Raw genomic sequence first — 19,578 nt, 5'->3', positions numbered from 1 at the left:
CTTGTTGGGTGACTGAACAGCTGAGCTCCCCGGATGAAACCACCGTTCCCGACCCGGCGGAGCCCCACGAGGAGCAGGCTCTTCCCGCGCTGCCCGACGGTGTAGGCCGCATCGTGCTGGCCGCCACTCCCATCGGCAACGTCGGCGATGCCTCCAGCCGGCTCATCGAGTTGTTGCAGACGGCCGACATCGTCGCCGCGGAAGACACCCGGCGACTGCACCGGCTGGTCCAGTCGCTCGGCATCACAGTGTCCGGCCGCGTCATCAGCTACCACGAGCACAACGAGGCCGCCAAGACCGAGGAACTGCTGGATCACGTGCGGGCCGGCAAGACCATCATCATGGTGAGCGACGCCGGCATGCCCGCGGTGTCCGACCCCGGCTTCCGCCTCGTGGAGGGAGCCGTGGCGGCTGGGCTCTTCGTCACAGCCTTCCCGGGCCCGTCCGCCGTCTTGACGGCGCTGGCGCTCTCGGGGCTGCCCACGGACCGTTTCTGTTTCGAGGGATTCCTGCCGCGCAAAGCCGGAGAACGCAGCACCCGGCTTGCGGACCTGGTCGACGAACGGCGGACGATGGTGTTTTTCGAGGCGCCGCACCGGCTTGAGCCCATGCTCCGCGCCCTGCACGAGCGGTTCGGCTCTGACCGCCGCATCGCGGTCTGCCGTGAATTGACGAAGACCTACGAGGAGGTCATCAGGGGAACCGTCCGGGAATTGCTGGAGTGGGCCGAGAACAACGAGGTCCGTGGCGAGATCGCCGTCGTCGTGGCGGGCGCCCCCGAACAGGCGCCAGGCAAGCCTGAAGACCATGTTGCCGCGGTCAATGAACTCATTGCACAAGGCATCAGGCTCAAGGAAGCCGTGGCGGCGGTGGCCGAGGAGGCCCGCATCAGCAAGCGCGAGCTCTACTCCGCTGTGCTCGCGGCGCGTTAAGGCCGTGCTCGCGGCGCGTTAAGGCCGTGCTCGCGGCGCGGTAGTGCCGTACTGGCGGGTGCGGTGGCTTCCGCCTCCACAGGGGCTGTGCAATTGCACAAACTCTTGCTCCCGCGGCAGTGCGCGAAGGCGTAGACACTGCTTCGCGGCGGGCAGTACCGTGACAGTAATTCCACAATAATCAAGTGTTGGCGCATCCCTACAAGCTGCGCTGACTGACGAAGGAGTCACTGTGACTGTTACCGCCGATCGCGAAAGCGAACTTCTCGCATCCGTTCCCACGGGGCTGCTCATCAACGGCCAGTGGCTGCCTGCGGCATCCGGCAAGACGTTCGACGTCGAGGATCCCTCCACCGGCAAGGTGCTCGTGAGCATTTCCGACGCCGGAGTGGAAGACGGCGCCGCGGCGATGGACGCCGCCGCAGCCGCGCAGGCCTCCTGGGCCCGTACGGCTCCCCGCGAGCGTGGCGAAATCCTGCGCCGCGCGTTCGAGCTGGTCACGGCGCGCGCAGAAGACTTCGCGCTGCTCATGACCCTGGAAATGGGCAAGCCCTTGGCCGAAGCCCGCGGCGAAGTAGCTTATGGTGCCGAGTTCCTGCGCTGGTTCTCCGAGGAAGCCGTCCGCGTCAGCGGCCGCTATTCCGCGGCTCCGGACGGCAAGAACCGCATCCTGGTCCAGAAGAAGCCCGTTGGTCCCTGCCTGCTGATCACGCCGTGGAACTTCCCGCTGGCCATGGCTACCCGCAAGATCGCCCCCGCGGTGGCTGCCGGCTGCACCATGGTCCTCAAGCCCGCCAACCTGACCCCGCTGACCAGCCTGCTCTTCGCGCAGGTCATGCAGGAAGCCGGCCTCCCCGCAGGTGTGCTCAACGTCATCCAGACCTCCACGGCAGGCGCAGTCACCGGGCCCCTCATCAAGGACGACCGCCTGCGCAAGATCTCCTTCACGGGCTCCACCGCCGTCGGGCAGTCCCTCATGCGCGAAGCCGCGGACAAGGTCCTGCGCAGCTCCATGGAGCTCGGCGGCAACGCGCCGTTCGTGGTCTTCGAGGACGCTGACCTGGACAAGGCCGTCGAAGGCGCCGTCGCGGCCAAGATGCGCAACATGGGCGAGGCTTGCACTGCAGCCAACCGCTTCATTGTGCACGACTCCATCGCTGACGCCTTCGCCGACAAGTTCGCTGCCAAGATCTCGGCACTCAACACCGCGCGCGGCACCGAGCCGGACTCAACGGTCGGCCCGCTGATCGACGGCAAGGCCCGCAACGGGGTGCATGCACTCGTGTCCGACGCCGTCGCCAACGGCGCGATTGCCGTCACCGGCGGCGCCCCGGTGGACGGCCCGGGCTACTTCTACCAGCCCACCGTGCTCAAGAACGTGTCCGCGGACGCCCGCATCCTGAAGGAAGAGATCTTCGGACCTGTTGCCCCGATCATCACGTTCAAGAGCGAAGACGAGGCAATCAACCTGGCCAACAACACCGAGTACGGGCTGGTCGCCTATGTCTACACCAAGGACCTGAACCGTGGACTGCGCGTCAGCGAAAGGATCGAGACCGGCATGCTCGGCCTCAACGCCGGCGTCATCTCCAACGCCGCAGCACCGTTCGGCGGCGTGAAGCAGTCCGGGCTGGGCCGTGAAGGCGGATTCGAAGGCATCGAGGAATACCTCACCACGCAGTACGTCGGCATCGCGGATCCGTATGCCGACTAGTACAACTTCGGCGGACCTCTCGCAACGGGGAACTGCCGTTGAGTGAAGGGCAGGGCACTGGAACATTTGGGTTCCGGTGCCCTGCCTTTGCCGTTCCAAGCCCAACTGACTCGCATTTGTTGTCGTTTTCGAGGCCCATAACGACATCTAATGCGAGCTAGTTGGGTCAGGGCCGCCAGCGGAAGGGCGACCACAGGAGTTGGAACCACCTGGACATCAAGGACGGCGGGAACCAGTCCGCCCGCAAGACGGCAATCCAGGAGGCATTGCGCCGGAACGCGGCACGGACAGCCGCGATCCGGGCCGCGGCCGAGTTCGCTTGCTCCGCTGCCGCAATCGCGGGGATTCCCGCCGGGGGACCGTAACGCTGCCGTTCGAAGTCGCCCGTGAGTGACGCAAGCGCGCGCCGCCCGGCGTCGTCGGAAGCGCCCGACGGCGACGCTGCCGCCACCGGTGCTCCGAGCGCAGCCGAGGTGCCCAATCGGGCCGCGAAATGCCGCGGCGTTTCGCTGGGCACCGGCGGTACGCCGTAATCCGTGGCGAGGTCCTGGAGCTCAGCCCATGCCAGGACCGGGCCGTCCCGGGGCGGGCCCGGGCCGGCCGCGTGTCCCGAACCGCGCTGTCGTGCCCGCGCGGGCCTCAAGCGCCGCGCCCGGATGCCGGAGCGGACCAACCGCGGGGAGGCCACTAACACCGCCAAAAGGAGCGCGGCCGCGGTGACGTAAAGAACGGTTCCCGAGCCCGTGGCCGTGCCCGCTCCGACCCCCGGAGCCGCAAGCGGAGGCACAGCGGCGGTGCTCGGCGCGGGAGTCGAGGAACCCGGCACCAGGTTCTCGTCATGCAGGTTGGTGCTCGGGCCGCCCGCTGCCACAGGCTCGCTCGCGTAGGCCGGGACCACGCCACGGGAAGGCGTTGGCTCGAAGGCGACCCAGCCGGCTCCTTCGAAGTAGAGCTCAGGCCAGGCATGGGCGTCACGGGAATCCACTTGGAACTCCGGCAGGGGTTCCTGTCCAGCCACGGCAACCGTGGCGCCTGTGGAGTGGCCCGGCGCGTAGCCCACGGCGATGCGGCTGGGGATTCCCTCGAGCCGCGCCATGACCGCCATCGCGGAGGCGAAGTGAACGCAATAGCCGCTCTTCTGCTGCAGGAAGTCCGCCAGCACGGACATCCCGTTGCCGTCGTAACCGCCTTGCACCGGAGCCTGCAGCGAGTAGGTGAACTGGGACGAGCGCAGGTAGTCCTGGATCGCCATCGCCTTCGCATAATTGCCGTTGGCGCCGGCCGTCACCGTCTTGGCGGTGTTCTTCACGATGTCCGGAACGTTGCCCGGCAACTGGATGAAATCCTGCGAGATGGAAGTGGGCTTGGCGTTGTCCTGGCTCAACGTTGCCGATGTCAGGGCCGGCAGCGCTGAATACACCGTGTACTGCTGGTTCCTCGTCGTGCCGTCCTCGCCACGGATGCTGAGCGTCTCAGGATCCCACGACCAGCGTCCGCTCAGGCCGTTGACGGCTGTCGGGGCATAGGGGACCGGGAGATACGGGCTGGTGAACTGCCCCGTATCGATCACCGTCACTTGGCGCACCAACTCGGAGGGGAGCGGGTAGTCCGGCGCCATCCGGCCCGGTCCGATGCGCCGGGAGGCCTCCCGGTCGTCCGGTGCCCAGGTATCGCCGTCGAACTTGTCAATGGTGACGGAGCGCAGGTACACCGGGGCCGTGGAACTCGTGGCATAGGTGATGCTGCCGTCGCCGGTAGGATTCCGCAGGCTGTTGCCGAGCGTAATCATGGGATTCAGGCCGTTGGAGACGCCCCACGGGTTCAGCCGGGAACCCACGGGAAACGTCCCGCGCTCGAATCCCGGAACCGCCAACGGCAACAGCAACCCCAGAACCAAGGCCACGCCACCGATCACCATGGACCGCTTGAGCTGCCCCGTGCCGTGGGCGGTGTCGTTCTGCAGCCGCGAGTCCGGTGCGAACCACTGGCTGCAACCCAGGATCAGAATGAAGCCGACGGCGGCGGCGAGGAACCCGGCGAGCCCGACGCTTTGCGGCTTGATGGTCGCCGGGAAAACGAGGACAACCAGCAGGCCCAGGCCACTCGTCGCAGGCATGCCGAGCGGGACCGCCAGGGCATCGACCAGGACAACCGCCAAGCCCAGGCCCGCGCAGGCGACAAACACTATTCCGGCGTTCGGGGAGACGGGGGCGGTCTCCGACACCACGGTTTCGCCGGCCCGTTTCAGGAACTGGCCCAGCGTGTCCAGGGTAGCGCCGGAGGGAATGAAGCCCGCGATGCTTTCCGGCCGGAAGAACGTGAAGTCGAGGATGAAGACCAACGCGACCAAGCCGCCCACGGTAGTGAGCACCGGGTGGACCCCCAGGGCACGGAGGACAGCCAGGGTCAATCCGACGATGAACACCGTGGTGATCGCGGGAACCAGCCACACCCAGCCCCTGAAGACCCCATTGAGTGAGAGTGACGCTCCGAGGACGGCGACGGCGATGGCCGCGGACATTGCCCAAGGGTAGGCTCCCGGCCCTGCCTTTCGCGGGCGGAGCCACCTTCCCGGGCCGCGCGACGGGGTGTCGCCTGCCGTTGCCGGCGCCGGGAGCGGGGAACGTCCCGGAGCGCCGTTCCTGGAGGTAGTGGTCATCGCGGCACCGCCGCGCCACGGCGGACGTCCATCGCTGCCGCAGCGGCGGCGACGATCTCTCCTTGGTCGAAACCGGCCCATGCAGCGGGAAGGTCTGTCCTCGAACTCACGGCGACGGCCCGCCAGCCGCCCAGTTTCAAGGCTTCGATGACCGGCTGGACATGGTGCGGGTGGTCGGTCACCACGAGGGCAAAAGCGTTGGCCCCGTAGCCTGCGGCCGGCGCCAACGCACGGGCCTCCGAGAGCGGCATGTTGCCGAGCAGCGCGAGGACGGGACCACGCAGGCGGTGTGCCGCGAGCTTATCCATCAGATGGTCGTCGAAAGGCGCTTCGGCACCATCGGCGACGCCGGCGGCCTCTTTGTGGCTGCGCTCGCCGTGGACATGCCGCGGGCCGCTGAGCTGGATGGCGGCCAGGCTTTCGGCGATGGACTGCAGGCCTCCCAGACCACTGAATTCCTCGGTTTCGGGATACGGTGCGGAGCGGGATGCGCGGAACGCGGGGTGTCCTGCAGCATCGAGGAAACGCAGCGAATAGTTGCGGTCGGCGAGGTGGGCACTGATCGACATCGCTGCCGTCACCACCCATTCGAAGTTTTCGCTGCTCACCAGTTCGAAAGCGTCCTCGTGGGTAGGACCGAAGACCGCGGCGGAGCCGGACACGAAAGCGGAATAGCGCTGGTCCAGGATGATGGTCGCCTCGGGCGTGGTGACGGATTCCTCCTGCCGCACCATGAGTTCGCCGTGCCGCGCTGTCGCGGCCCAGTGGACTCGCCTCATGGGGTCTCCGTGCCGGTATTCGCGGGTCATCACGTCGTCGTCGCTGGGATTGGCCCGGATCCGGGTGGCCGTCACGCCGTCGTTTCCGCGTGCGCCGGCCAGCCCGGTGGCGGGGAGTTCGACGGCGGCCGGCGTCACGGTGAGGATGTCGCCGTTGTCGATCTCGTGGCGATGCAGCGACAAGCCGAAGGGATCGCAGAACTCGGCCGTCACCGGGCCGATCCTGAACTGGCCGCGCTTGCCGGAGCGCAAATGGTATTCGTAGCGGCTGGTGCCGCCGGACGCGGCACGGGCAGGAAAGCGGAAGGCCGGAGGTTCGCCGAAACGTGGCGGCAATTGCTCCTCCATGATCACCGGCCCGGCGGCGGCGCCGGTTCGTGCCACGGCCAGCCGCACGGTGGCCGTGGAGGAAGTCTCCACGGACGCGGGATGGAATTCGCGGAATACCTGGAAGCGCGGTTTGAGGATACGGACGCCGGCAAGCGATACCAGCGGCAGCACCAACAGCAGGATCCCGAGGGCCAGCAGATCGCGCCTGCCCATGATCTGGGCCAGCAGCAAGGAACCTACGCCGCTGGCAAGCAAGCCCCAGCCCCGGTTCGTGAACAGATGCTTCGGAAGTAGATCGATCAGCGCCATGCCTGCCCCCTTCTTCGCTGCCCTAGGCGCCGCGGCGTTCCGCGCCAGCGTCTTGGCTGACGGGGAGGGAGGCCAGGATGGCCCGGATGATGCTTTGCGGGGTGTCACCGGAACTCGCGGCCTTGCGGTCCAGGATGATGCGGTGTGCCAGGACGGACTCGGCTACGGAAATGACGTCGTCAGGGAGGACGAAGTCCCTTCCGTCCAGGGCGGCGGTCGCTTTGGCCGCCCGCAGTAGTTGCAGCAGGGAGCGGGGGCTGGCTCCGAGGCGCAGCCGGGCGCTGTCCCGGGTGGCCCGGCCCAAGGCAACCATATATTCCTTGACGGATTGGGAGACGTAGACCTGCTGCACCGTGGCGATCATCGCGGCCACGTCGGCGGAGGTGACCACCGGGGTGACTTTGGCGAGGGGCGAGACCGCCTGATGGGTCTCGAGCATCTCGATTTCGGAGAGCTTGTCCGGGTAGCCCATCGAGATGCGGGCCATGAAACGGTCCCGCTGTGCCTCCGGAAGCGGATACGTGCCTTCCATCTCGATGGGGTTCTGCGTCGCGACAACCATGAACGGTTCGCCCAGCTGGTACGAATGGCCGTCCACCGTCACTTGATGTTCCTCCATGCATTCAAGGAGGGCTGACTGCGTCTTCGCGGAGGCGCGATTGATTTCGTCTCCGATCACGATGTTGGCGAACACCGCGCCCATCCGGAACTCGAACTGGCGCGAGGACTGGTTGTAGATCGAGACCCCCGTGACGTCCGAGGGAAGCAGGTCCGGGGTGAACTGGATACGGCTGACCCTGCAATCGATGGTGCGGGCGAGGGTTTTGGCGAGCAGCGTCTTGCCGACACCCGGGACGTCCTCCACCAGCAGGTGGCCTTGGGCGAGGAGCACGGTGAGGGCAAGTTTTGCGGCCTCGGCTTTGCCGTCGATGACTTTGTTGATGGCCGCCAGGATCTTCTCACTGGCAGCGTGGAATTGCTCAGGGTCCATGACCGTCTGCTTGTGCCCGTTGAAGGACTCGCGCTCAGGCGGCAGGGCAACCACGGCCTCGTCCCGTACCAACTGTTCATCAACGGTGCCGTGTCGCTTTGAGTCCATGGACTATCCCCTCAGCCATGACGGCACCCCGGCCGGGCGGCGGTGCCCTGGCCGGGATATACCGCCTTTGTACCAGACTACCCAGCCAAGGCCCGCCGCAGACAGGGGCAGCTTTCCGAAGCAAGTGGCATGGGTGGGATGCGGCAACGGTCAGGGAGGCATCAGCAGGGAAAGATAGGGTGGATCCATGTGCAATTCCCTCCCACCGGCCTCCTACCGCGCGCCGGATACCGGCGATTCCCGCAAGGAGTACCCACCTGCGCCCGAGCCTCTGCCGGTCCCCGTGATGGACAACCACACGCACCTCGATTTCCGGCACGGCTTGATCGACGTCGCGGTGGCGGATGCCCTGGACGCGGCCGAAGCCGTGGGCGTCCAGGGCGCGGTGCAGGTGGGTTGCGACCTGGAGTCGTCGCGGTTCACGGTCCAGGCGCTCGACGCCGACCGGCGGCTCCTCGGAGCTGTCGCCATCCACCCCAACGACGCCCCCGTGTACGCGGGCCGCGGAGAGCTGGAATCGGCGCTCGCGGAAATCGAAGAGCTGGCCGCCCACCCACGGGTGCGCGCGATCGGCGAAACCGGGCTTGATTTCTTCCGCACCCACGGCGAGGGCCTAGTGCACCAGCGCCAGTCTTTCCGCCGCCACATCGATATCGCAAAGAGGCTGGACCTCACCCTCCAGATCCACGACCGCGACGCCCATGACGACGTCGTCCAGGTCCTGCGGGAGGAGGGGGCCCCGGAGCGGGTGGTATTCCATTGCTTCTCGGGCGATGAAGAACTGGCACGGATTTGTAACATGAACGGCTGGTACATGTCCTTTGCCGGCACCATGACGTTCAAGAATGCGGCGCACCTGAGGGACGCCTTGGCCATCGCGGATCCGGAACTGCTGCTCGTCGAAACCGATTCTCCGTTCCTCACTCCGCACCCTTACCGGGGCCGTCCGAACGCAAGCTACATGGTCCCGTACACGGTCCGTTCCATGGCTGAAGTGACGGGAACCGAGCTTTCGGCGCTGTGCTCGCAACTGGCCCAAAACACCGTCGCGACATACGGATCCTGGGACTGAGCAGAAGTCGCACTACATACCCGGTATGTAAAAATCTTGGTCACTTTATAACGCTTCGGTTACAGTGGGTAACCAGTAGCCGGGGTCGGGGAAGGCCTTCGGACAACTTACTCCGTTCGCAATTGGTGTTTTTAGTTGAATTGAGTGTGGCGGCGCCCAGCTCCGCTGCAGTCCTCCAGCATGCTTCTGCCTGCTTCGGGACCGCGGCAGGAGGCCCCTGTGCGCTTTTCCCCGTGCCCGGATGGTCCAAAAGTTACGGGCAAACATGGTCAAGTTCTTCACCACGGGCGGCAAGTTCAGTTTCGTCAAGGTCGGTGCGCAGCTGCTGGTTCTTTCGGCACTGGTACTGGGAGTGGTTGCCTTTACGGGCAACAACAAATCAGTCACCCTCAACGTCGACGGCAAAGTGAGTTCCGTCCAGACCTTCGGCAATACCGTTGACCAGGTGGTCAAGGCAGCCAAGGTCGACCTGAAGGCCGAAGACCGGGTTTCACCGGCTTTGAATACCTCGGTGCAGAACGGCTCCATCATCAACGTCAACCTGGCCAAGGCCGTCACCGTCAGCCTCGATGGCGCCCAACGGACGGTCAACACCACGGCTCCCAACGTCGAAGGCCTCGTCTCCGAGCTCGGCGTCGCGAGCGCTTCGGCTGTATCCCAGCCGAAGGACACCCAGCTGGCCGTTTCCGGATCCTACGTTTCGATCCTGACCCCCAAGACGATCAGCCTGATCGTTGATGGCCAGAGCTCTTCGAAGACAACGACGGCGCCCGACGTAGGCACCGTGCTCAGTGATGCCGGCGTCTCGCTCGGCGCGAACGACCGGGTTTCGCAGCCGAACTCGGCCCCCGTTGTCCCCAACATGGTGATCAAGGTTTCCCGGGTGGACACGAGCAAGACCGCCACCGAGACGGAGAACGTTCCCTTCGACACGGTCACCACCCAGGACCCCACCCAGTTCAGCGACCAGAAGACGGTAACCCAGGAAGGTGTCCTCGGGCTGCTCAGCAAGACATTCAAACTCGTCCTGGTGGATGGCCGCGAGGCTTCCAGGACCTTGGTCTCCTCTGACGTCACGGTCCAGCCCGTCCCTGCGAAGGTGACGGTCGGAACCAAGGCGCGTCCCCAGCCTGCCCCCGCCGCTGCTGTCGCCTCCGGACCCACCGGGGCGCCGAACGAGGCAATGTGGGACAAAGTCGCACAGTGTGAGTCCGGTGGGAACTGGGCCATCAACACCGGCAACGGTTACTACGGTGGCCTGCAGTTCGACATCCAGACCTGGGTCGGCAACGGCGGTGGCGCCTACGCTCCCAACGCCGCCGCCGCCAGCAAAGCCCAGCAGATCGACATCGCCAACCGCGTCTACGCTCAGCGCGGCCTGTCGCCGTGGGGCTGCGGATGGGCAGCTTCCAGCTAGGCACGTGAAATTGGCCGGGTCCGGAATCTCCGGGCCCGGCCTTTTCGCGTCCTCGATAAAGCGGGCGGGCGCCCCCGCCGGCCGCTCAGACGATACGATACCTAGGTGACTGAACCGAATTCCGAACATGCCGCCGTCGCACCCCTTCTGGGAGCTGCTGACATCCGACGGCTCGCCGAGGAGATCGGTGTCCGCCCAACCAAAACCCTGGGGCAGAACTTCGTCATCGACGGAAACACGGTCCGGAGGATCGTCTCCGCCGCCGGTATTGATCCCGGGGAAACCGTGCTTGAGGTCGGGCCGGGGCTCGGTTCGTTGACGCTCGGCTTGCTCGACGCCGCCAAAACAGTCGTCGCCGTCGAAATCGATCCCGTGCTGGCCGGCAGGTTGCCGGAAACGGTGCGCACCTGGCGCCCGCAGGCAGCGGACGATTTCCACTTGGTCCTTTCCGACGCCATGAAGGTCACCGAACTTCCAGTACAGCCCACCGCCCTTGTGGCGAACCTGCCTTACAACGTCGCGGTTCCCGTGGTCCTTCACCTGCTCCAGCATTTCCCGAGCCTGCAACACGGGCTGGTCATGGTCCAGGAGGAGGTGGCGGACCGTTTGGCCGCGGGGCCGGGCTCCAAGATCTACGGGGTCCCGTCGGTCAAGGCCGCCTGGTACGGCCACATGCGCAAGGCCGGCGTGATCGGCATGAATGTCTTCTGGCCGGCCCCGAAGATCCACTCAGGGCTCGTGTCCTTCACGCGCGGCGCGCCGCCGGAAACCCACGCCACCCGCGAACAGGTGTTCGCGGTCATCGACGCCGCATTTGCCCAACGCCGCAAGACGCTCCGCGCGGCCCTCGCAACCTGGGCCGGGAGCGCCGCCGAAGCCGAACGATTCATTGTGGCTGCCGGCGTAGATCCGACTGCCCGCGGTGAAGTGCTCGATATCAACGCGTTTGTCCGAATCGCCGAGGCACGCCACCCCCTGGACGCATGAGTCCGGCAATCAGCGGTGCGAACCGCGGGCGCTTCCTCGCACGGACCGTCCGCGTCCGGGCACCCGGCAAGGTGAACGTTTCCCTCAACGTCGGCCCCTTGCGGCCCGACGGCTACCACTCGGTGGCCAGCGTGTATCTCGCGGTGTCCCTGTACGAGGAAGTAGCCGCCACGAGCACGGAGGGGCCGGGGATCACCGTCAGCATCGGGCCCGCCAGCACCTTGGACCTCGACGGCGTCGACATCCCGCTCGACGAGCGGAACCTGGCTTACAAGGCCGCCGCCATCATGAGGGATGTCTCGGAGAACGCCACGGGCGTGCACTTGGAAATCACCAAGCGGGTTCCCGTTGCCGGTGGAATGGGCGGCGGCTCGGCCGATGCCGCGGCGACACTCCTTGCCTGCGATGCGCTCTGGAACAGTGGTTTGTCACGCGAAGAACTGGCCCACCTTGCCGCCGAGTTGGGCGCGGACGTGCCGTTCTCGTTGCTTGGGGGCACCGCCGTCGGTCTTGGCGTCGGCGACGAACTCTCGCCGGCGCTCGCGAAAGCCCAGATGGACTGGGTCCTGGTCTGCGCCGACTACGGACTTTCCACGCCCGAGGTTTTCCACACCTTGGACAGGCTCCGGAACACCGAGGGACTCGACATCCCCGAGCCGATCGAGGTCGACGCCAAAATCCTGCAGGCGCTGCGCAACGGCGATCCGGACGCCCTGAGCAAAGTCCTCATCAACGACCTCCAGCGCGCCTCGATCGCGCTGGCTCCGCAATTGCGCGACACGATCGGGACGGGGGAGTCGAACGGCGCACTCGCCGGGATTGTATCCGGTTCCGGCCCCACGGTGGCTTTGCTCGCCCACAACCCCCGGGCGGCCGAGGGGCTCGCCGAGGACCTTCGGCACCTTGGCCACAACGCCCTTGCCGTGCACGGCCCGGTTCCCGGTGCCCGGATCATCTCCGATACCCTCCTATGACACGTCGCTCTGACTGTTCACACCAGAAAGTAGTACCTAGTGGCCCACCTGCTCGGCGGTGAAAACCTCACCGTTTCGTTCGCAACCCGCACCATCCTCGACGGCGTAACCCTTGGTTTGGAGGACGGCGACAGGATCGGCATGGTCGGGCGCAACGGTGACGGCAAATCGACGCTGATGCGCTTGCTGGCATTGCGCTCGACGCCGGACTCCGGCCGTGTGACCAAACGCGGCGACGTCAACGTCGGCTACCTCGACCAGTCCGACGTGCTCGACGGCGACCTCACGGTCGGCGCCGCGATCGTCGGCGACCAGGCCGACCACGAATGGGCCGCGAACCCCAAGATCCGGGAGATCATGGGCGGACTTGTGGCCGACGTCGATTGGCACGCCAACGTGCATGCCCTCTCCGGCGGCCAAAAGCGCAGGGTCGCCTTGGCCAAGCTGCTCATCGAGGACCACGACGTGATCATGCTCGACGAGCCCACCAACCACCTCGACGTCGAAGGCGTCGCCTGGCTTTCCCGGCACCTGAAGACCCGCTGGCGGGCCAATCAGGGCGCGTTCCTCGTGGTGACCCACGATCGGTGGTTCCTGGACGAAGTCTGCAACCGGACCTGGGAAGTGCACGACGCCATGGTGGACCCGTTCGATGGCGGGTACGCGGCCTACGTGTTGGCCCGCGCCGAGCGTGACCGCTCCGCGTCCGTCGTCGAAAGCAAGCGGCAGCAGCTCGTCAAGAAGGAACTGGCGTGGCTGCGCCGGGGCGCCCCGGCGCGCACTTCGAAGCCGAAGTTCCGCATCGAAGCCGCCAACGAGCTGATCGCCGATGTTCCCGATCCGCGCGACTCGGTGGCGCTCAGCAAGATGGCAACCGCCCGGCTCGGCAAGGACGTGCTGGACCTTGAAGGAGTCTCCCTGGATTTCAAGGGTGGCGACTCTGCCAGCCGCACAAAGCAGAAGCTCTTCGACGACGTCACCTTGCGCTTGGCACCGGGGCAGCGGCTCGGGCTGGTGGGCGTCAACGGCGCCGGGAAGTCCACGCTTCTGAGGCTCCTCAACGGCGAGATCACGCCGAGTTCCGGAAAGGTCAAGCGCGGCAAGACCGTGGTCACGGCGGTGCTCAGCCAGGACGTCAAGGAGCTCGACGACGTCTCCGACCTTCGCGTGATCGAAGTCATCGAACGAGAGAAGCGATCCTTCAGCGTTGGGGGCAAGGAGTTCACTGCCGGTCAGCTCGTGGAGCAACTCGGGTTCACGAAGGAAAAGCAGTGGACACCCGTCACCGACCTGTCCGGTGGTGAACGGCGCCGCCTGCAACTTCTGCGCCTGCTCGTGGGCGAACCGAACGTCCTGATGCTCGACGAGCCCACCAACGACCTCGATACCGACACCCTTGCCGCCGTCGAAGACGTCCTGGACGGCTGGCCCGGCACGCTCGTTGTTGTCAGCCACGACCGCTACCTGCTGGAACGTGTCACGGATTCCCAAATGGCTCTCCTCGGCGACGGCAAACTCCGCGGACTTCCCGGTGGCGTGGACCAGTACCTGGAATTGCGCGAAGCGGCCCTCGCGAGCGGCGCAGTGACCGGCGGCGCTTCGAGCGGGAGCGCAAGGCCGACGGCGGCAAGCGGCTCGAGTGCCGTGGTTTCCGGACCGAGCGAAGCGGAAAAGCGTGAAGCCCGCAAGGACCTGAACAGGATCGATCGGCAGCTGGGCAAGATCGCGCAGCAGGAAGAGAAGCTCCACGTCCAAATGGCCGCGAAGTCCCAATCCGGCGACTTCGACGCCCTCGGCGAATTGAACGCCAAGCTGCAGGAGCTCCTCGAAGAAAAAGAAGGCCTGGAGCTCGAATGGCTCGAGGCGGCGGAGATCCTGGGGGAGTAGGCGTGGGTGGGACGGCTTCGATTCTCGACACCCAAATGTTCTGGCGACTCGGAAAAGGGAATTCGACGCGCGGATTCCGGTGTCGACAGGAATTTTGCGCGTCGGCGGGGCATCCGGCGTCGGGCGGTTGCGCCGCGGAGCCAACCGGAACCCCTAGACCTCGCTCCGGAGTTCCGGCTCCTTTTGCAGGTCCGTCAGGCCGTTCCATGCCAGGTTGACCAGGTGGGCTGCGACTGCGCGCTTGTCGGGCTCGCGGTGGTCGAGCCACCATTGGCCGGTCATGGCCACCATGCCTACCAGCATCTGGGCGTACATCGCGCCGTCGGCGGTGCTGAATCCGCGCCGGGAAAATTCGTCGGCGAGCAGGTCTTCCACACGGTCGGCCACGTGGGAGAGCAACGTGGAGAGGGCGCCTTCGGGCTGGGAGGGCGGTGCGTCCCGCATGAGGATCCGGAAGCCGTCGCTCCGCTCTTCGATGTAGCCGAGCAAGGCGAGGGCCGCCTGTTCGACGAGCACGCGTGGTTTGGCTTCGGCGGCGAGGGACTCGTTGATGGCGTCGAGGAGGATCCGGAATTCGAACTCCACGACCCGGGTGTAGAGGCCTTCCTTCGAGCCGAAGTGTTCGTAGATCACCGGCTTGGACACTCCTGCGGCGGCCGCGATTTCGTCGATGGTCGTGGCGTCCAGGCCGCGGGCGGCGAAGAGGCGCCGGCCTATGTCGATGAGCTGGGAGCGACGCTGGGAGCCCGTCATCCGGGCACGGACGACCTGGCCCGCGGGCGGGTGGTTGATCACCCTGGAACCCGCAGCCTGCCGGGGAAGTCCTGTGCTGTTGCTCACCCATCCATCATGCCTTATGTCAAGCGTGAAGCGGCCTCGAAGGGCCTGCCAATAGTGCTGAAAGGGACTCGGGGATGCGCCAAGTCGCGAACACCGCAATGGTCATGGCAAACTAGATTCTTGTGTGTGCGACCCGGTCAACGGGAACCCCGCGGATCCTGCGTCCGCAAGGGTACGTGCGCGCGGTCCGCTCTGGTGTAATGGCAGCACCCCGGCCTTTGGAGCCGTGGAGTATAGGTTCGAATCCTATGGGCGGAACTTGTCGGTGGTCTGCCGGCACCGCCTCTGAAGGCACTGCCTCTCCCGAAGCTGTCCACTGGCTGCGCGGAGGGCTGTGAATCGGCAAGAGTAGGATAGAGCAGATGCCGCAGCCGGGTTCGCCCGGACGTAACCGAGCAAGGAGAGCGACTTCGTGAGCCCCGATACTACTGGCCCCGCCGCTGTAATTGTCCTAGCTGCCGGAGCCGGTACGCGCATGAAGTCGCGGACTCCCAAGATCCTTCACGAAATCGGCGGACGCTCCATGGTGGCGCACGCCATCCTTGCAGCCCGGTCCATCGATCCTCAGCAGCTGGCCCTCGTGGTCCGCCATGAACGGGACTTGGTCGCCGGGCACATCGAATTGATCGATCCCGACGCCGTCATCGTGGACCAGGACGATGTTCCTGGAACCGGACGTGCGGTGGAAGTCGCCCTTGACGCCTTGGACGCGAAAGCCGAACTCAGCGGCACGGTGGTTGTCACGTATGGCGATGTGCCGTTGCTGACCGGTTCCCTTCTCTCCGAGCTGGTCGCCACGCACGAATCCGAGGGCAACGCCGTGACGGTCCTGACCGCGGTCCTCGACGACGCCAATGGTTATGGCCGTATCCTTCGGGCCGAGGACGGCACCGTGCTGGGCATCCGCGAACACAAAGACGCGAGCGACGCCGAGCGCTCCATCCGCGAGGTGAACTCCGGTATCTACGCTTTTGACGCAAAGGTGCTCCGTGAGCAGCTGCACAAAGTGACAACTGACAACATTCAGCGCGAGAAGTACCTCACCGACGTGCTCGGACTGACGCGCGACGCCGGAGGCCGGGTTTCCGCCGTCGTCACCGAGGACCGCTGGCAGGTGGAGGGCGCCAACGACCGCGTCCAGCTCGCCGCCCTCGGGGCCGAACACAACCGCCGCATCGTCGAGGCCTGGATGCGTGCCGGCGTCACGGTCGTCGACCCGGCCACCACGTGGATCGATTCCACCGTGACCCTGGACGAAGACGTCCGCCTCCTGCCCAACACGCAGCTCCACGGCGCCACCACGGTGGCGCGGGACGCCGTCGTCGGCCCCGACACGACCCTCACCGATGTTTCGGTGGGCGAAGGCGCGAAGGTGACCCGCACCCACGGCTCGGGATCCACTATCGGGGCCAAGGCCAGCGTGGGCCCGTTCACTTACCTGCGCCCGGGCACTGTCCTCGGGGAGACCGGCAAGATCGGCGCCTTCTACGAAACCAAGAACGTGACGATCGGCCGCGGTTCGAAGCTGTCCCACCTCGGCTATGCGGGCGACGCCGAGATCGGCGAGGACACCAACATCGGCTGCGGCAACATCACGGCGAACTACGACGGCGAGAAGAAGCACCGCACGGTGATCGGCTCGGGTGTACGGACCGGTTCCAACACCGTCTTCGTGGCCCCCGTCACTATTGGCGACGGTGCATACAGTGGCGCCGGCGCCATCATCCGCAAGGACGTTCCCGCCGGAGCCCTCACCCTGAGCGTCGCTCCGCAACGCAACGCCGAAGGCTGGGTCATCGCAAACCGGCAGGGCAGCAACTCGGCCCGGCTGGCGCAGGCTGCGCAAGCCGCGCATGGTTCCACTGCCACCCCCGATTCCTCAAGTACTCCGGCAACCACAGAAGAGGGCACACAGGCATGAGCGAAATTACCGCACACGGCGAGAAGAAACTAGTTCTCGCCGCCGGACGGGCGCACCCCGAGCTGGCGCAGGAAATCGCCAAGGAGCTGGACACCGAACTCCTGCCTATCGACGCCTACGACTTCGCGAACGGGGAAATCTATGTGCGCTCGGGGGAGAGCGTCCGGGGCACCGATGCGTTCGTCATCCAGGCGCACCCGGCCCCGTTGAACAACTGGCTCATGGAGCAGTTGATCATGATCGATTCCCTGAAGCGCGCTTCGGCGAAGCGGATCACCGTCGTCTCGCCGTTCTACCCGTATGCCCGCCAGGACAAGAAGGGCCGCGGCCGCGAGCCGATTTCGGCCCGCTTGGTGGCGGACCTCTACAAGACCGCCGGCGCGGACCGCATCATGTCCGTGGACCTGCACACGTCCCAGATCCAGGGCTTCTTTGACGGCCCGGTGGATCACCTCATGGCCATCCCGCTGCTTGCCGACTACATCCGCACCAAGGTCGAGGCAGACAACATCACGGTTGTCTCGCCGGACACCGGCCGTGTCCGGGTCGCGGAACAGTGGGCCGAGCGCCTCGGCGGTGCGCCGCTGGCGTTCGTCCACAAGAGCCGCGACCTCACGGTGCCGAACCAGGCTGTCTCGAAGACCGTCGTCGGGCAGATCGAAGGCCGCACCTGCGTCCTGATCGACGACATGATCGATACCGGTGGAACCATCTCCGGCGCTGTCCAGGTCCTCAAGAACGCCGGTGCCAAAGACGTCATCATCGCGTGCACCCACGCTGTGTTCTCCGAGCCCGCGGCGCAGCGACTTGCCGATTCCGGTGCCCGCGAGGTCGTCGTCACCAACACCCTGCCGATTCCGGCCGACAAGCGCTTCCCGCAGCTCACGGTGCTGTCGATCGCGCCGTTGATTGCGCGCGCCATCCGTGAAGTGTTCGACGACGGTTCCGTCACGAGCCTCTTCGACGGCAACGCCTAAGCCCCGCCGGCACCCAACTGACTCGCATTTGTTGTCGTTTTGGGGCCTGATAACGACACCTAATGCGAGTGAGTTGGGCAAAGCCGGGGCCGTTTTCCCTTTGGCGGGACGCGGCTGCTAAACTCTTGGGGATACCTTGGCGAGGGAGAGCACATCCGGGTTAAAACCGGATTGCGGGTCTCCGTTATCGACTGGGTCTGAATCTCCTTCAACGAAGGTGGACTGAACCTGCTGCTCAGCTGCGGGCATTCTGCCGGGCGTGGAAGGTCACCACAGACCTCCGCCCTTGCTGATCGACTTGCCGGCAATTTGCCGGCGCCACAGTAATCAAGGAGTACACATGTCTGAGCAGAAGCTCGCAGCAGAACTGCGCACCGAATTCGGCAAGGGTTTCGCCCGCCGCGCCCGTGCAGCCGGCCAGATCCCGGCCGTCATCTACGGTCACGGCGCTGAGCCCATCCACATCAACCTGCCGGGCCGCGCCACCACCTTGGCCGTCCGCGTGTCCAACGCGCTTTTGGCCCTGGACGTCAACGGCGAAGAGCACCTGGCCCTGGTCAAGGACATCCAGCGCGACCCGATCAAGCAGATCATCGAGCACATCGACCTCCTGACCGTCCGCAAGGGCGAGAAGGTCACCGTGGACGTGGCCGTCCACGTCATTGGCGATGCTGCCATCGGCGCAGTCGCCAACCAGGAAGCCACCACGGTTTCCCTCGAAGCCGAAGCGACGCACCTGCCGACCTTCGTCGAAATCAGCATCGAAGGCCGTAAGGCCGGCGAGCACGTCCACGCCTCGGACATCGTCCTGCCGAGCGGTTCGGCACTGCTCACCGACCCCGAGACCCTCATCATCAACATCTCCGAGGCCACGTCCGAGGCCGAGGAAGAGGCAGCTCCTGCTGCCGAGTAGTCTTTCTGCCTAGTAGTCGGCAGAAGCCTTCGAGAGTGGCCGGGTCCCTGAGGGGTCCCGGCCACTTCTTTTTCATTCCACCCTCCTGATTCCCTAGGATGACTCCATGACAGACACCTGGCTGATCGTAGGCCTTGGCAATCCCGGCGCTGAATACAGCCACAACCGCCACAACGTCGGCCAGATGGTCCTGGACGAACTTGCCTCGCGCATGGGCGGAAGCTTCAAGGCCCACAAAGCCCGGGCCCAGGTGGTCGAGGGCAGGCTCGGGATCGGGGGCCCGCGCGTGGTTTTGGCGAAACCGATGAGCTATATGAATGTCTCCGGGGGACCTGTTTCCGGCCTGGCCCGGTTTTTCGACATTGCACCGGATCACGTGATTGCCGTCCACGACGAAATTGATATTCCCTTCAATACCGTCAAGTTGAAGATCGGCGGCGGAGAGGGCGGCCATAACGGCCTGCGGGATATTTCGAAGGCTTTGGGTACCAAGGACTATTTGCGGGTTCGCGTGGGCGTCGGCAGGCCACCAGGGAGGATGGACACCGCCGACTATGTCCTGAGGGATTTCGGGGCCTCCGAAAAGAAGGAACTTCCGTTTCTTTTGGATGAAGCGGCGGATGCTGTTGAGGTCCTGATGACCGAAGGCTTGCTTGCCGCGCAGCAGAAGTTCCACCCGGTCAAGGCCTGACCCACCCGCTCGGCTCGGCCAAGGAACCCTCCCCGCTAGCTCTCCACACCCGCACGCTCGTCTCGGGCCCCTCGATC

The 19,578-nt window shown here is 65.6% G+C and carries 15 protein-coding genes and 1 tRNA gene; 12 read left to right on the top strand and 4 right to left on the bottom strand.

Annotation, left to right across the window (positions count from 1 at the left end; genetic code table 11):
- The first annotated feature begins 8 nt into the window (after positions 1-8).
- A complete protein-coding gene (gene rsmI, locus QRN45_RS16130; protein ID WP_502870726.1) occupies positions 9-932 on the top strand; it encodes a 16S rRNA (cytidine(1402)-2'-O)-methyltransferase in 924 nt (307 codons plus the stop codon).
- A gap of 232 nt (positions 933-1,164) precedes the next feature.
- Positions 1,165-2,646, top strand: a complete 1,482-nt coding sequence (locus QRN45_RS16125) for an NAD-dependent succinate-semialdehyde dehydrogenase (protein ID WP_241709516.1) — start codon at positions 1,165-1,167, stop codon at positions 2,644-2,646.
- 166 nt (positions 2,647-2,812) lie between these two features.
- On the opposite strand, the gene QRN45_RS16120 is transcribed toward QRN45_RS16125, so the two are convergent.
- The 3 genes from QRN45_RS16120 to QRN45_RS16110 form a co-directional block, all read right to left on the bottom strand.
- Positions 2,813-5,167, bottom strand: a complete 2,355-nt coding sequence (locus QRN45_RS16120; RefSeq protein WP_241709517.1) for a transglutaminase TgpA family protein — start codon at positions 5,165-5,167, stop codon at positions 2,813-2,815.
- A 134-nt stretch (positions 5,168-5,301) separates the two neighbouring features.
- Complete coding sequence (locus tag QRN45_RS16115) at positions 5,302-6,723, bottom strand: DUF58 domain-containing protein (RefSeq protein WP_284763986.1); 1,422 nt, start codon at positions 6,721-6,723, stop codon at positions 5,302-5,304.
- A gap of 22 nt (positions 6,724-6,745) precedes the next feature.
- Positions 6,746-7,822 (bottom strand): AAA family ATPase, encoded by a 1,077-nt coding sequence (locus QRN45_RS16110; RefSeq protein ID WP_284763984.1) that lies wholly within the window; start codon positions 7,820-7,822, stop codon positions 6,746-6,748.
- Positions 7,823-8,009: 187 nt separating this feature from the next.
- Between QRN45_RS16110 and QRN45_RS16105 the strand changes: the two genes are divergently transcribed.
- The 5 genes from QRN45_RS16105 (at position 8,010) to QRN45_RS16085 (ending at position 14,159) form a co-directional block, all read left to right on the top strand.
- Positions 8,010-8,894, top strand: a complete 885-nt coding sequence (locus QRN45_RS16105; protein WP_284763983.1) for a TatD family hydrolase — start codon at positions 8,010-8,012, stop codon at positions 8,892-8,894.
- Positions 8,895-9,159: 265 nt separating this feature from the next.
- A complete protein-coding gene (locus QRN45_RS16100; protein ID WP_241709521.1) occupies positions 9,160-10,311 on the top strand; it encodes a resuscitation-promoting factor in 1,152 nt (383 codons plus the stop codon).
- A gap of 105 nt (positions 10,312-10,416) precedes the next feature.
- Positions 10,417-11,298, top strand: a complete 882-nt coding sequence (rsmA, locus tag QRN45_RS16095) for a 16S rRNA (adenine(1518)-N(6)/adenine(1519)-N(6))-dimethyltransferase RsmA (protein ID WP_284763982.1) — start codon at positions 10,417-10,419, stop codon at positions 11,296-11,298.
- The gene (locus QRN45_RS16090; protein ID WP_078105903.1) at positions 11,295-12,272 is read left to right on the top strand and encodes a 4-(cytidine 5'-diphospho)-2-C-methyl-D-erythritol kinase; all 978 of its coding nucleotides are present in this window, start codon (positions 11,295-11,297) and stop codon (positions 12,270-12,272) included. Before rsmA ends, QRN45_RS16090 begins: the two co-directional genes overlap by 4 nt.
- Positions 12,273-12,311: 39 nt before the next feature.
- Positions 12,312-14,159 (top strand): ABC-F family ATP-binding cassette domain-containing protein, encoded by a 1,848-nt coding sequence (locus QRN45_RS16085; protein WP_241707982.1) that lies wholly within the window; start codon positions 12,312-12,314, stop codon positions 14,157-14,159.
- A gap of 153 nt (positions 14,160-14,312) precedes the next feature.
- Here QRN45_RS16085 and QRN45_RS16080 read toward each other — a convergent pair whose 3' ends face one another.
- Entirely contained in the window at positions 14,313-14,999 is a 687-nt protein-coding gene (locus tag QRN45_RS16080; protein ID WP_502870725.1) for a TetR/AcrR family transcriptional regulator, read from the bottom strand.
- A 186-nt stretch (positions 15,000-15,185) separates the two neighbouring features.
- Here QRN45_RS16080 and QRN45_RS16075 point away from each other — a divergent pair.
- The 5 genes from QRN45_RS16075 (at position 15,186) to pth (ending at position 19,501) form a co-directional block, all read left to right on the top strand.
- A tRNA-Gln gene (locus tag QRN45_RS16075) sits at positions 15,186-15,257 on the top strand.
- A gap of 154 nt (positions 15,258-15,411) precedes the next feature.
- Positions 15,412-16,920 (top strand): bifunctional UDP-N-acetylglucosamine diphosphorylase/glucosamine-1-phosphate N-acetyltransferase GlmU, encoded by a 1,509-nt coding sequence (glmU, locus tag QRN45_RS16070; RefSeq protein WP_078105901.1) that lies wholly within the window; start codon positions 15,412-15,414, stop codon positions 16,918-16,920.
- Positions 16,917-17,897 carry a ribose-phosphate diphosphokinase gene (locus tag QRN45_RS16065; RefSeq protein ID WP_078105900.1) on the top strand — a complete coding sequence of 327 codons (981 nt, stop codon included), beginning with the start codon at positions 16,917-16,919 and terminating at the stop codon, positions 17,895-17,897. Before glmU ends, QRN45_RS16065 begins: the two co-directional genes overlap by 4 nt.
- 340 nt (positions 17,898-18,237) lie before the next feature.
- Positions 18,238-18,810, top strand: a complete 573-nt coding sequence (locus tag QRN45_RS16060; RefSeq protein ID WP_241707981.1) for a 50S ribosomal protein L25/general stress protein Ctc — start codon at positions 18,238-18,240, stop codon at positions 18,808-18,810.
- Between the two features lie 106 nt (positions 18,811-18,916).
- Positions 18,917-19,501 carry an aminoacyl-tRNA hydrolase gene (pth, locus tag QRN45_RS16055; RefSeq protein ID WP_284763980.1) on the top strand — a complete coding sequence of 195 codons (585 nt, stop codon included), beginning with the start codon at positions 18,917-18,919 and terminating at the stop codon, positions 19,499-19,501.
- Positions 19,502-19,578: the final 77 nt, after the last annotated feature.

Source organism: Arthrobacter sp. efr-133-R2A-63 (genome assembly GCF_030209795.1).
GTDB classification, from domain to species: Bacteria; Actinomycetota; Actinomycetes; order Actinomycetales; family Micrococcaceae; genus Arthrobacter; species Arthrobacter bambusae_A.
This window is presented reverse-complemented; position numbering and strand designations above follow the sequence as displayed.